Consider the following 13,899-nt stretch of genomic DNA (forward strand, 5'->3'; position numbering starts at 1 on the left):
TGATCTTGTGGGACCAGGTCTTCTATGTTGACCATCTCTGGATGAAATTCTCTGGATGAATTCGTCCTGAACATAGAAACCTTCCTTCGGAATTTTTTTATACCTTTTCAACAAAAAAAGGCTGTTGACCTTCTTTGTCAACAACCTCGGATAGAGCAGACCAATAACTTGGCCTGCTCTATCCTTCCAGATTGTAGCGATTCAGAAAACCTGAATGGGAATGTTCCCTTCGATTAGCTTGCTAAAAAATCCCCCAGCCACTAAGACCGAGGGTAAATTTTGATCTCTTTGGCTTCGCTGTCTACAGCTCTTTTGACTGATTCCGCAATTTTGTCAGAATAAACGGTATCGATCACCACCTTTCCATCCACTTCTACACGATACGTCGGTCGGAAAAGAGAATGCCACGTTTCCTGGCCAACGATTCCATCAACTTTCAATCCATATTGCTTCTGGTATGCCTCCACTGCGGCTTTCGTTTTCGGGCCATAATATCCATCGGCCTCGATTCCCAAACGTTGCTGAACCTGTTTCACCAATTCCCCATTAGAACCAAGCGATATAGGGAGTTCATTGTCGTTATGGTACGTGATTTTTGGCACGCTTTCACCTCCTCCTGATTTGATTTCATTGATGAAGGAATTCCAATAGGTCAAAATATGACGTGGACAGTTTTTTCCACTCCAGTGTTGATGCGGAACCACCCGTTCAATTGGGATATTATGCTTGCTCATCAGTTGCCGGATCAGCCAAATCGCGTTGGATTTGGCTTTCTCAAAGTTTCCGTCGCGATTCACACAGATTTCAACAGCCAGCGATTGCATATTTCCTGTCCCATGTCCATCGCCGGCATGCCAGGCCACTTCATCCTCGGGAATGGATTGCCAAATCTCGCGGTCGTCTACGGTGAAGTGCCAGGACGCGGTCCGACTGTTTCCGTTGTATTGCAATTTGGCATGAGCCGCTGCATTGGCCCCAGCTTTGTCATTATCCGTCTCGTGGACGGTGATATACTTGGGTGTCATTTTGATGCCTGGGCGAGTCTTGGTATTGCTTGCGGGGATGAGAAGTTGTTTAATTTCCATCTTTAAAGGCTCCTTTCTATGAAATAAGAAAGAGGGCAAGCGCCCTCTTTGATTATTGTTGCGGTTGTTGGGGTTGTGCTGGCTGATCTTTTTCCACTAAGTTCAAAACGCCTTCTTTCACGTTTTTAACGCCGCTATGAATCCCCACAGCGGAGAGGCCCAATGACAGACCGGTGACAATTCCTTGTTGCCAATTGTGTGGATCAACCAGGAAGATACCGGTCATGATTCCAAGTGCTACGGCCACCAGCGGAGCATACTTTTGGGGGAATCCTACTTCTTTGAGTAAAGCACAAACAGCCACAATTGCACCCACAGCGCTAACTCCAAATACTTGAACGTCAAACATGTTATCATCCTCCAATTCCTTTTTGAGCAAAATAAAAAAGCGCTCCGATAGCGCCAGAAATAACTTCCACTATGATGATCCCTAATAGCCACAGTTGACGGGTTTCAACTTCCTTTGCCTTTTCGAATGCTTCATTAGCCCTTTGATTTGCATCCTCAGCCATATTCAGTGCCTGCCTACTTCTTTCGTCCGCATTATTTGCAGTTGCGATTTTACTCTCTAAAATATCCAGGCGGGCCTCGATTCTTTGCAATGATCGTGTCACCTCTTGAACCAATTCGTACATCTCCTTTGGGGTGATCACGACCGCTACATTTTCCTTTTCCAATATGCTTCACTCCTCCACTACCTTGTAATTATTTTTTTGATCAATAGTGAAATACTCATCGGGAATTGGCTGATACATTTTAGGCACATAGCTTGGATCAACTACAACAAAATGCGGTTCCCCACCATAAGAAAAGGAACAGCCTGAAGATTCACCGGTAAATTCGACTATGCACTCTGACTCATACCACTTGATGCTTATACAGTTCTTGAAAACATCGATCACATTGTTGTTCTCAGGAGGCAAATAGTTGATGATATTCATTGGTGTAGTAGCCATGTATCAACACTCCCTTACTGGTAAGTGATTTTCAAGATGGCTGAGTCATCGAAAATAGCATAGTAGGCATCATCCCCGGAAGCGGTGTAGAGGGCTATGCCTTTTGCAGCCCCATTTTGGAATGGGGCAAAGAATGTTGTCGGCAGATCAATCCACAGGGCATCTCCCCGATTAAAGGTGGCATAAACATATTCATTGGACACGGAAGGTTGTCCATTTGGCCTGCTGGTGTAGTTATGGTACCGAATAGTCACTTTAGTCGAACCATATCCACCCGTGGCCTTCCTTTTGCAGTAAAATTGCATTCTTTTAATGTTCTTCCCTGTCACTGTTGAGGACGGGCCATTATTAAAGAACCAGCAACCGATGTTATTTCCATAGGTCGACCATTGCCCCTGCTTAACCTCTCCGGTATTCCGCCACAGATTGTATTTCATCGACCAGGTATTCCCTTCTGTTGAGTTCCAGGAAGAGGTGTAAGTGGTTGTCGGGTTTGAAGGAGTAGTCCCATTGTTACCACTGGTAACCCCTACTACTTGGCCGCCATACTGGGAATTCTGAGGAGAGGAGGCATTTGGTACAGTCCCTCTGACACCTACAAACCCCGCATATTCTGCAAATACCCCATACGAAGAATTACCTCCAGTACAGTCATGTACCATCGCTCTTCCACCATAACTAGCCCTAATATTTTCCCTGTTCGCTCCATACATTTGGCACTGATAGAAATAGCAAAAGCTGTTGTCGTATACTGCAACCGTGGCTGAGGTGGCGTTTGCTGTGTTGTTTAAATCCCTGACACCGATAAAGGTGCAGTTGCTAAAGTAGACATAATTGCTGGTGTATATCTGTGCGACTGCTGTAACTTCTCCGGCTTTCCGCTTGATGATTGCATCATAGACATTAACCCGGACACTACAGGATTGCACCTTAAAGGTTCCTGTTATGACGTTGTTATTAAACTGGAAGTTGAAGCTGCCGCTTCCCTGATACCCAATGATGACAATATCATCATAGACATCATTGAGAATGTTGATGGTTATGTCACCATCAAAGGCTCTGTCTGTAATACTCAATACTTTATCGACCGATGCAAAGGCGGTAGCAGATGTTAACCCATCATTTTCGTCCGATCCACTCTGAGGATTGACATAATAGGTGACATCATCACTTGTTCCAAGCGTAACCACATTTGGAGCAATAACTTTTCCTGCAATCACGGTTCCCAAAGCGATCTGATTACTATCTGCAACGATTTGGGCCTCACCATTAGCGTATTGGACAAATGAATTAACCTGGTCTAATACCAAGTCCTGACCATAAGATCCTTTGATCCCCGGGCCACCGATATAGATGTTGTAGAAAATATCCCAACCATCTGTGAAGCTTCCCACAACTTTGAAGCTCCCAGAATCGAATGGATAGTTGATTGGGGAAACCGAATAGAACACTTCTTTGTCAAACTCCCCATACAATCTATAGGAGCCTACATCTTTTCTTAGCAAATAATCAATGGAAATGATGTTTTCTCCTTCTACTGGAAGGGTTACAGGAATCACTTTTAAGTCATTACCATTTCCATCTTGCACTTTGACTGTCCCTGTGGTGTTCTCATCAAAAGTGAATACTGAAACAGATCCCAGGTGGACATTTTCAGTCACTTCGATTTCCAAGTAACCAGGATCAGAGGAATAGTATCCATCCACTTCAGGTTTAGGCGAATTTGCTACTACATGTAATCCGGTTCCCGCTGCACCTTTAGCGATGGTAAGGGTTTCGCTGATTTGCTTTTTGATTTGGTCGATTCGATCCGTTCCTGTAATTTGGATCGGCCGATAATCTCCCAACGTCACCTGATTTTTACTGGGGTCCGTGAGTGACGTTTTGGTTTCGACGATCTGAGCCTCTAGCACCAATTCTGGCTGAAAGGTAGCGTCCTTAACGATGATGTAGTCATACAGCTGAACATCGTCCTCGGGTAAAAGCGCAACATCTACTTCATACGTAAGAGCCGGTTTGGTTCGCTTTTTCAGCTCTTCGAGGGTATTGTTGAAAAGTTCCACCGGGTTGGTGGCCTTGTCGTCTTTGTAAACCCCGAATATGTGCTTACCGTCTGGGGACCATTGCTGAAGCGCGTCTTGGTCTCCAACCCACTTGGCTCCCGCCGGCTTTTCATAGGGATAGGAAAGGGTCGGATTGTAAGTTTCAAAGGTCAAAAGATTTCCGTTTGAGTCTTTGGTTCCAATTCCATATAAGGCGGTCACTAACGGGCTATTGCCTTCTGTTCGCTTGACACCCTTGAGGTTCAGACCATAGACAAACGGTTTGTTGAGAGTACGTCCACGACTTAGTCGGGCATGAACAAGGCGGTTCACGACTTGGAGACCGGAGAATTGAACCACAAACTCAATCTGCGCCCCGAATTGATCCATAACTTGATGTAGTGCATCCAAAGAGGTGACCACATCATCAAATTGCAGGTTCTGTGTGGTGGAAAGCTCAACATCTCCCACTTGCCAGTTGGTCCCCTGGAGAAGATAGGAGAGCGCCTGTTGCAGAGTATAGCTGTTCAACGTGGTCGGCAAAATAATGTTCCCGAGCAGATCGCCAACCGCACTGTTTTCGGATGTGATTTTCTTAATATATTGGCCATCGTTGTGGTCGTCTTCGGTGTTGATGATCCGAAACAAATTGAATTGACCATTTTTCAACGGGTAAACGATTTTGTTTCCGACCACCAGATTTTGTGCCTGGGGATGATCGGCTGGTACGGAAAACTCAAATGTCAGATAGGCGTATTCGATGCGTTCCGTCCGTAGATCATCGAAGAATGGGCAAGAGTTAGGAAGTGATGGATTCAAAACCCCGATCGCCTTCTCGAATCGATCCAATACATATAGATTTGGAATTTTGTCCATCACAACCACCTCTCACGGAATGTTACATAGGAATTTGTGATGATGTCATTCGGATAAATGGAAAGATCATTACTCCCTTTTTCCAACCGAATGAACGAACTGGATGGATCCATCTGATAGTAGAACGACTCTTGGTTCCCGTTGCTGGTTTTCGTAATGGTACCGGCAGCACAATCAATGTCAAGTATGTCTCCCGGTTCAAATACATAGGGAACTTCAGTAGAAAGCAACGTTTTTTCGTTCCACACTTGAATTTGTTCGATATAGTTGGTGGAAACAGCACTCCGTGTTCCGTATGTGCCAAAGTGGATCTGGATGCCGGCCAGCTTTTGGTTGTACAGATTATCTTTGTCGATGAATGAGTATGTGAACGTGCTGTACAGGTTCCCATTTGAATCCCGGCGGGAGCAACTGAACTCCCACCTTTGCCCGATCCGGGTGATTCTAATCGGCCCGTTGAACTGCTTCCAGTGTCCAACAGGGCCGGTGTAATTGACAAAAGTATGGCCAGTTGACAGGTTGCCGACCCTGGCTTCCATATATGGGTTTTCAATGCCGGCGTCGCTGTCTCGGATGGCTATTTTTCCAATGATTGCATTGTTGACGTCCAGTAGATACACTTCTAACCGGCCGACTTGGTATCCATATCCGGATTTGAAGCCAGCTTCCACCTGGACGGTGAAGTCCTGAATCTGCTGGCCAAGGGATTTCACCCCTGCTGGACCGTGCCAGGCGCTCCCCGACCCGTAGTCACTTGCCTTGATCGCATTCCCGTCCGACATGAGAGTACCGGTGACTGTCCCTCCATCCACTCCGACCCCGGCAGTATAGCTGGCAACACTGGAGCAAGGATCATCTAAAACCTTTGTTCTCTTGGTGGTAGGAGTTTGAGTGTCTACACTCGCTGGCTGCCCGAAATAGATGTACTCGTCCGCCGATATGATCGCGAATTCCGTGGTGTTTCCGGTGAACTCAAAATGAAACTGAGGATAGGTTTCGAGTCCGCCGTTGTTCGTGACGGTCAGCGGGTTGTTGGGAACAAAACTGACCGTTTTTTCCGTTACACTGTAGGCAAACGGGTCCGAGCAAATGAAGGTGATTGTCCCCCAACCGGTATTCATCATTTGATCAATATCGGGATCGCCCGAAACTTTGGCCATATAATATTTGTCAGGTTCATCTGGAAGAATTAGTTGCTTTGGTTCATCATAAAAAAGCCAATCTACCAGAGCGCGTCTGACTGCGGGCAGATCGGCTTTTGTTACTGATGAGAAAATGATAGGCACCTCGATCGTTTTCTCGCCAAGATTCTGGCCAAAGTAAAAACTCCCTGGGCGACCGGCAATCGCGGTCGTCACCAAGGAGATAGGTGGATGAAGAGGGTTTTTGATTTTCCCTGTTTTTGCGAAAGAAGGAAGTTCGATTCCGTTGTAGGCGAGTCTAACTCCCAAATTGAATCACCCCTTTCGCACGGTTCACTAATGTATCCTGTTTGTTGATCGCTGACGATATAAATGGGGCCAATTCTTCACCCAACCTTTGCATATCTGACCGATTCTGGAGAAAGACTGGTCGGGTAAACTGGATGATTACTGAAACCGGCGCAGATACTGAACTCACTGATTGAACAGTCGCCCCTGCTCCAGCGCTTCCAGATCCGGTTGCTACTACAGGAAGTGCTGCCTGGGAAAGAAGGTTGCTGACTTGGCGGATTTGGGAAAGTCGAGACTTCATCCCTTCCTCGAATCCGATTGCTGTATATCGTCCAAGTTCCATCGTCCGCCGGGATGGGGAGTTGATGTCCATCTCTTTTCTAATCGCAGCCCAGGCTGAACGAGCAATTGACGCTGCTGCTCGAATAACCCCCCATTGACCACCAAGGATGCCAGAGGCAAACCCGGAAGCCACAGCAAGACCGAGTGAGTAGGTTCCACTCACATGAAGATTACTTCTTGCGGCGCTGGCAACCGCACTGGCCGAACTTCCGGCTTTTCCTTTATTTGCTGCGATTCCTCCAGCAAATTGGCTTCCTGCTTGACGACCGCCGCCTCCATCAGTTGCAGATCCAAGAGTTTTCTGAGTCGTAGACTTGAGTGAAGAAGCGGCTTTCTGCACATTTGGTCTGCTTGCGTTCAGACCAGATGCATGCGAATCTCCAGCACTTTTCCCCTCTGGGTACAGATTGGTCTTTGTGTCTTTTTTCAGTAGAGCTTGAACCCCCTGGGCAAATTGTTGGATGTTGATTTTGCCCGATTGAAGTCCAGACAGAAGGGTTTGGACAGTGAATTGACCTTCAGTCCCGAGATTCACTTTAACTTTGCTTTTGATATTGAGCCCCAGTACTGCGGCCGCTTCTTGCAGATCAATTGCTCCTGACTGCATTCCTGACTTGAGAGTTTCGATGTTGTGTTTCCCTTCAGATGAAAGATCGAATTTCATCCCTTGTTGCAATTGATTCCGGAAATAGGCATAAACGGCATCAAAGGTGTATGTTCCGTCGGAGAGGCCCTTCGCGAACGTCTGAGCGCTGACTTTCCCCAACGGTCCAAGATCGATTTTCATCTTCGATTTGAGGTCCAAGCCAAGCTGGTTGGCGATTTCCTCCGGTTTTTTCGCTCGAAGTCCATTTGTAAAAGATTCAATTGCCTTGATTCCCTCTTGTGTGAAATTGCCAGAGCCATAAACTGCCCGAAGTTGGCTCATGTGGGCGATAGCAACGTCCCGGGCGGTATACTTCCCGGTCTGAAGCCCTTTGATAAAGGAATTGACGGTCACAATGCCTTCAGGGCCTAAATCAATTTTAAATCCCTCGCGGGTTTGGACTGCCAGCGCTTCCGTGGCCAACTGTGCTTGTTTGCCGCCCTTTTTAATCATATCGGCAAGTTGGTTTACGGATGCTGTGCCCATGTTACCGTACAATTTGATGAGTTCTTGTTGCCGTTTCTTAACCTCTTTTGTTGAGTTAGCTGCATCTTGAATAATGCTGTCAGTGTATTCGCGGAATCGTTCTTTACCTTCTTTCATCAGTTCTTCATCGCTTTTCATTAGACCCGCTTTGGCAGTGACATACCCTTCATATCGATCCAGCATTTCTCCTGTTTTGTAATCGTACAAATACGCCTCATCAGACAAGTCATTTCTTAACTCTTTTATTGCTTTTGCCCGGGCTTGTTTGGCGACTGTGATTTTTTCCTGTTCCCCTTGATTTACAATCTGGATGATTTGATCGTATTGATCTTTCGTTATATTTCCATTTGCAAATTGCTCTTCCCAAACTTTCCGTTGCTCATTGGCCCATTTATGAGCGGCTTGAATGGCTTGGTCATAGGCTCCTTGAATTTCCTTGAGCCACTGTTTTGCACCTTGGGCAGTGATTTTCCCTTGGTCGGCGTTGATATTCTCCATGTAGCTGTTCAAGTCATCAATTTTCTTTACGAAAGTACGAGAGGTTTGATCCAAGTCTTTCAGGGCCTGTTGGTAAGCAGCGGCGAACTGTTTGGGCATCTTTGACACATCGCCGCCGTATTGAATCAGCCCTTGCCGGATGATTTTATTAGCATCTTGCACTCTCCGGATTTGAGCATCGATTGCTTTGATGGCTGTGTCGGTAACGTTTTGGACAGCAGGTTGTAAGGCTTTAGGAACCTGATCCAACAGACCGGCAGCGGCTTTTTGCACGTTGATTTTATCTTGATTTAATGCGGCCGTTATCTTGTCTCCCATTTGGGCGAAGATATTGACCGTTTCGTTCACGATCCGTTGTGCTTCTGCTCCAGATGAGATTCGCAATTGGGCGAGATTGACCAAAGCCTTGTCACGCAGGTCCATGTAGCCCTTTGCCGCTTGAATGGTCCCCTGTGATACTCCATACCCAAAACGGATAGCGTTCTCCTCATTTTGTTTCATATCTTGATTGAGTTTATAGGACGCAGCAGACAGCCCACCTATGACGACAGCCGCACCAGCTACAGCAGCAGTGAACGGATTCGCGATCGCGATGATTCCGGCAATAGCTCCACCGAGCGCTAGGATTCCTGCGGTTGCCCCGGCAAAAATACCGATGGCTTCTTTTGTACTAGGAGACAATTGAGAGAACCAGTCGACGACGACGTTCAAATCTTGGGCTAGTTCCCGGAGTACTGGAAGGAAGGCTGAACCCACTTGAATCTGGAACGTTTCCCAAGCACCATTGAGCTGTTCAATGGTCCCTTTCAAGTTGTCCATCCGTTTTGCGGCCACATCCGCAGCAGTTGTTTTGCTCATAGCAGAATACATCGATTGGACACCTGATGCTCCCTCTTTGAACGCGATATTGGCTGCACGGATCGCGTCGGTTCCAAACATCGTTTGCAATGCTTGCAGACGCTGTTGTTGGGTTAAGCCGCTCAAGTGTTTTTGCAAAATCTCTGCGATGTCAGCAAAGGATTTTACTTTCCCTTGGGCATCGAAAAACTGGTTTTTACCATCCGCAGTAATAATCCCGAGTTTTTTCATTTCGTTTGTTGCTTGTTTCGTAGAGGGAGTCAGGTTCAAAAGCATGGTTTTAAGCGATGTTCCAGCATCGGAGCCTTTCAATCCATTTTGGGCAAAGACGGCAAGAGCAGTTGATGTGTCCTTAAATGAAAGCCCTACTCCAGCGGCGACCGCTGCAACTTGAGAAAGCCCGAAATTAAGTTCCCTTACGTCCGTTGCTGATGCGTTAGCGGCACCTGCGAGAATATTGGCGGCTTGGGCGACGGAAAGATGATCCGCTTTAAAGGCATTGAGGGCAGTGGAGGCGATTTGTGCAGCTTCTGCCAGATCCAACTCACCAGCCGCCGCTAAGTCGAGGGCTCCTTTCAGTCCACCATTCAATATATCGCTAGTTGAAACACCGGCTTTGGCCAACTCCTCAATCCCTTGTTCGGCCTCTGTCGCAGAGAATTTGGTTTGCGACCCCATCTGAATGGCCAATTGGCGGAATTGCTCCATCTCCTGTGCTGAAGCACCAGTCACCGCTTGAATACTGGATAGTTGCGCCTCAAAATCGGCAGCTTTCTTTACCGCGCTTCCGAAAGCAACTGCCAAACCGGCAGACATAACCCCCAAAGCGGCACCCGTTTCAATTGCTTGATCCCGGACATGAAACATATTTTGGCCAAAGCGACCGAGCCAAGAATTTTGTTGGGATAATTGAGTGCTCAATCGCTTGAGTGACCCTTCCATTCCGGTCAATGCGGCCCGGGCCTCATTCAATCGGATTGCCGCCTCCTGGGTTTGCTTGGCGTTTTTCCCCAAACTCTGCGCTGCATCATCGTATGCGATCGAAAGAAGATGGATTTTTTCTCGTTGAAGTTCAATTTGTTTTTCCAAACCGGAGATTTGAACTCGTATTTGGTCAGTTGATTTTCCAAATGCTTTTGCCTGTGCTTCCGAAATTTGAAATTCAGACTGGACCAACCGCATTTTCTGTTCGAGTTGATCGAACGATTGGGCAAGTGAAGAGGTAGCTAAGTTTCTATTTGCTTGGCGTAGTTGCCCCTCTAAACCAGCTAATGCGGCTTTTGCTTCGTTCAGTCGAACGGCTGCTTCTCTTGTTTCGCTCGCATTTTTCCCGAGATTTCGGGTTGCATCTTTATAAGCCAGCGATAAGAGATTAACCTTTTGCCGTTGAAGTTCAATCTGTTTTTCCAAACTAGAAATTTGAACTCGTGTCTGATCAATGGAATCCCCAAATGCCTTAGCTTGAGCTTCCGATACCCGAAATTCGGATTGAATCAAGCGCATTTTCCATTCCAGCTGGTCAAGAGCGCGAGTATAACGTTGCTGCATTTCGGCGGCGGGCCCCAATTCGGCGTTAAGCCGTTGATAGGAACCTTCCATATTGGTTAGAGCGGTTTTTGCTCTGTTAAGCTGGGACGCAAGCTGTTGAGTTTGTTTTGCTTCAGCTCCAATTTTTTGGCTGTATTCCTGATGAGTTTGAGCTAAAAGGGAAACTTTTTGCTTTTGTAGTTCAATTTGCCGCGCCAACAATTGGGCTTGCGTTTTTAATTGATCCTGCGATTTGCCAAATGCCCGCACTTTCGCTCTTGAAGCATCAAATTCAGTTTTTAACACGTTCAATTGTCGGTTTATTTGAGCTACACCTTGGGCAAACCCTTTGCTATCTAACGTGACTTCACCTTTAATTCGGCTCAAAATCTCTTCTGCCATCTTTTCACCCCCTCACTTAAAAAATTCCTAATTGGTCGATGTAAACCGTTTGATTCTCAGGCTTTTTCCCTTTCAATGCATGAGCCTGTAGCCGCATATAAAAAACAATATCCATATGGTCAATCTCATGGAGCTTCCAACCGGCTTGAATCAGGTTCAAATACATTTCGTTCACTACTTCCGCCGGTTCGACTTCTTTTTTTGGGTATCATCATCGGCCACTCCCTCAAATGGTTCCATCGTCTGATTAATGATTCCGTGAACGACCGCCCAGGATTGATCAACTATATTCCGAGCGTCCGTTCCTTTTTCGTACTCCTCAGCCGAAAATTGTTGGCCAAAGACTTCAGAAATGAAGGTGTATAACTCATCCAAAAGCTCCTCTTGCTCTTCTCTGCTGGGTTCTTGCTCCTCTAACAGCTTTTTCAAATATTTATTTCGCTTTTCGTCAAGCTCCAATGCTCTCCGAAACATGTATCCCGAGATGAAGTTGGTGGAGAATGTTTTCTTTTCTCCGTTTAGATGAAGCGTGATTTTAAGCACATTTTTCCCTCCTTATGTAAGAAAAAAGAGGGCCAAATCAGCCCTCTTAAGCAGTTGTGAAGTTGGTTACGCTGTTTTGCGCTAGGCTGTTTCCAGCCAAATCTTTGACGTTTTTCGTTGCGATTGCCGTATAGGAAGTGGCGGAAGTAAGATCACTCGTCGGATCAAAGGTAACAGTTGTTTTGTCCGCGCTAAGCGACAGAGTACCAGCAACCTCCGCTCCGGTCGAATCCACCACGAAGAAGTTTGCAGGAGTAACAGTGCTTTCTTGTATCGGTTCGTCGAAGGTCCAGACAATGTTTGAGGTCACGGCGACACCTGTTGCCCCATCCGCAGGAGTAACCATAACAGTTGGTGCATTCGTATCAGACGAAGCATTTACAACCGAGTCAAACCAAGTATCGGCTTTGTTGAAACCAGGCATATCCTCGTCGCCAACCACTTGCCAAGCTCCATCGTATTCCCTTTTGAGAAAAGAGCCAGAAATTGTTGGCGTTTGGAACGTTGGTTTGTCTTCCTTCGTCTGAAATTCGGCTTCTGGGGTGGTGAATTTCCCCTTGTAAAGCCAAACATATCGATATTTTCCGTTCGATTTGAGTGATCTGAAGCCGATTGCCACATAAGGAGCCTGATCATCTGCGTTTTTGATCAGCATTCCATCGGAAACTGTATGGCCAAGCAAAGCCGCCTGAACATCGAGCGGCAAGTCCTTCACCTGAAGCTCAACGGTGATCTCACCCAAGGACGTGGCTACCTCAGCCGGCCCATCGTCTGCATAGAGTGTTTCAGAGTTCGTGGTTGGAGTAATCTTAGCATTGATAAAACCCGATATTTTCACTGGCGTATCATAAGAAACACCATTCGCATCATCTTGGTTTAAAATCGCGTAGTGCAAGTCGCGCAAACCTACTTGAACACCGCTCATTAGGAAACAACCTCCTTGATAATTGAATATCTCATTGGTTTATGGAAGACTTTGATGTCGTCTTCAAACAGGTCAGTTGTGAATGTCCGATAAAACCCGGCATTCCCCATCGATTGATCAACTTCCAGGGCGATCGGAGAAATTTGGGCCGGATCTTTTGTCCAGATGGAGATTTGAAAGGAAACCCGACTGAAAAATGGATCGTCATCGGCATAATCTTCATCGACGTTGTTCAGCTCAAAATAGGTGATCCGGGGAAATTCCTCCGCATCAGGAGCCACCATGAAGTAGATCCGGGGGCCGCCAAGCAATGAAATAAGCGCCTGATTTGATTCAAGCGCTGATACAACAAGTGGTTTGAGATTGATCATAGACCAATCCCTTCCCTCAACTTCTCAGCCATTGCTTTGGTTACACGCGGAGCCGCTTCATTCACACTCGGCTGTATAAAACTTTTCGGACTCATCTTACTAGTACCGAATTCAAGAAACTGAGCGTAGAACGATTCTTTGCCTGGTCCTACTTCGATTGCTTTACCATAGTCTTTTTGCTTAACGCGGCTCATTTTGATGTTGTCTTTCAAGTGGACCTGTCGCTGTTTTTCGGATGGGCCCGGTGCGTTCCGAGACATGGTTTCCTGCAATTCCTCCGCTCCCGCCCGAAGTGCACTGTTCTCGACACGCGCCGCCTTAGTGCCAAGCTGTTGGAGCTTCAGGATCATCTCATCCAAGCCGGAGAACTCCATTTCAGCCACCGGAACTCACTTCCTTTGCAAAAATATGGGTTTTTTGATGACGGCCATTCAGGTCGATGGTTTCTACAATATCGAATTGCCGACCAGCATAAAGTATCCGCATGGCCGAGGTCACATCTGAACGATATCGGATCCGGAAGCGGACATAACTTTCCGCGTTGATAGCCGCCGCTTGAAGAAATTCTCTCCATCGGGAAGTCATCGGTTCAAAGGCGGCCCATACTGTCGCCACATCATTCCAAGACTCGCGCACGTTTCCCTCAGCGTCACGGGTCGTAGTTTTTTGCTGGATGGTGATCCGATGGCGAAGGTCACTGATTCGCATCCTTCGTCGTTTCCTTTTTGGCGGGTTTCTCTTTCGCCTTTGTTTGTGGGGCAACCTCTTCGCCAAGGAAACCGCCTGTTCGTAGCTCTTCTATACGTTTGGTGTCATTCGTTTCATATACTTGCCCCTTTTTATAAAGCACCCGGGTGAATCGATCGATAAAGGCCGAAGTCACCAGATACTTTCCCATATATCATTCAC

General features: G+C 46.7%; 12 protein-coding genes and 1 pseudogene. All 13 read right to left on the minus strand.

Annotated features, from left to right (window positions below):
* Nucleotides 1–407: 407 nt before the first annotated feature.
* A pseudogene (locus I8U17_RS00005) lies at nucleotides 408–1,085 on the minus strand (peptidoglycan recognition protein family protein); the annotation flags it as partial.
* 52 nt (nucleotides 1,086–1,137) lie between these two features.
* Entirely contained in the window at nucleotides 1,138–1,434 is a 297-nt protein-coding gene (locus I8U17_RS00010; protein ID WP_198058844.1) for a hypothetical protein, read from the minus strand.
* A 4-nt stretch (nucleotides 1,435–1,438) separates the two neighbouring features.
* The gene (locus I8U17_RS00015; RefSeq protein ID WP_198058845.1) at nucleotides 1,439–1,762 is read right to left on the minus strand and encodes an alanine-zipper protein; all 324 of its coding nucleotides are present in this window, start codon (nucleotides 1,760–1,762) and stop codon (nucleotides 1,439–1,441) included.
* 6 nt (nucleotides 1,763–1,768) lie between these two features.
* The gene (locus tag I8U17_RS00020) at nucleotides 1,769–2,041 is read right to left on the minus strand and encodes a hypothetical protein (protein ID WP_198058846.1); all 273 of its coding nucleotides are present in this window, start codon (nucleotides 2,039–2,041) and stop codon (nucleotides 1,769–1,771) included.
* Nucleotides 2,042–2,055: 14 nt separating this feature from the next.
* On the minus strand, nucleotides 2,056–4,959 hold the full coding sequence (locus I8U17_RS00025) for a phage tail spike protein (RefSeq protein ID WP_198058847.1): 2,904 nt from the start codon (nucleotides 4,957–4,959) through the stop codon (nucleotides 2,056–2,058).
* The gene (locus tag I8U17_RS00030) at nucleotides 4,959–6,410 is read right to left on the minus strand and encodes a distal tail protein Dit (protein WP_198058848.1); all 1,452 of its coding nucleotides are present in this window, start codon (nucleotides 6,408–6,410) and stop codon (nucleotides 4,959–4,961) included. The genes I8U17_RS00025 and I8U17_RS00030 overlap by 1 nt, the downstream gene beginning before the upstream one ends.
* Nucleotides 6,400–11,151 (minus strand): phage tail tape measure protein, encoded by a 4,752-nt coding sequence (locus I8U17_RS00035; protein WP_198058849.1) that lies wholly within the window; start codon nucleotides 11,149–11,151, stop codon nucleotides 6,400–6,402. The genes I8U17_RS00030 and I8U17_RS00035 overlap by 11 nt, the downstream gene beginning before the upstream one ends.
* Nucleotides 11,152–11,325: 174 nt before the next feature.
* Nucleotides 11,326–11,694, minus strand: a complete 369-nt coding sequence (gene gpG / locus I8U17_RS00040) for a phage tail assembly chaperone G (protein WP_033100749.1) — start codon at nucleotides 11,692–11,694, stop codon at nucleotides 11,326–11,328.
* A gap of 46 nt (nucleotides 11,695–11,740) precedes the next feature.
* Entirely contained in the window at nucleotides 11,741–12,619 is an 879-nt protein-coding gene (locus I8U17_RS00045; protein ID WP_198058850.1) for a major tail protein, read from the minus strand.
* Nucleotides 12,619–12,990, minus strand: a complete 372-nt coding sequence (gene gp17 / locus I8U17_RS00050; protein WP_198058851.1) for a tail completion protein gp17 — start codon at nucleotides 12,988–12,990, stop codon at nucleotides 12,619–12,621. The genes I8U17_RS00045 and gp17 overlap by 1 nt, the downstream gene beginning before the upstream one ends.
* A complete protein-coding gene (locus tag I8U17_RS00055; protein ID WP_232330826.1) occupies nucleotides 12,987–13,364 on the minus strand; it encodes an HK97-gp10 family putative phage morphogenesis protein in 378 nt (125 codons plus the stop codon). Before I8U17_RS00055 ends, gp17 begins: the two co-directional genes overlap by 4 nt.
* Nucleotide 13,365: 1 nt before the next feature.
* Nucleotides 13,366–13,698 carry a phage head closure protein gene (locus I8U17_RS00060; protein ID WP_198058853.1) on the minus strand — a complete coding sequence of 111 codons (333 nt, stop codon included), beginning with the start codon at nucleotides 13,696–13,698 and terminating at the stop codon, nucleotides 13,366–13,368.
* A complete protein-coding gene (locus tag I8U17_RS00065; protein WP_198058854.1) occupies nucleotides 13,685–13,888 on the minus strand; it encodes a hypothetical protein in 204 nt (67 codons plus the stop codon). Before I8U17_RS00065 ends, I8U17_RS00060 begins: the two co-directional genes overlap by 14 nt.
* Nucleotides 13,889–13,899: the final 11 nt, after the last annotated feature.

The organism is Thermoactinomyces sp. CICC 10521 (assembly GCF_016055135.1).
Classification (GTDB): Bacteria; Bacillota; Bacilli; order Thermoactinomycetales; family Thermoactinomycetaceae; genus Thermoactinomyces_A; species Thermoactinomyces_A daqus.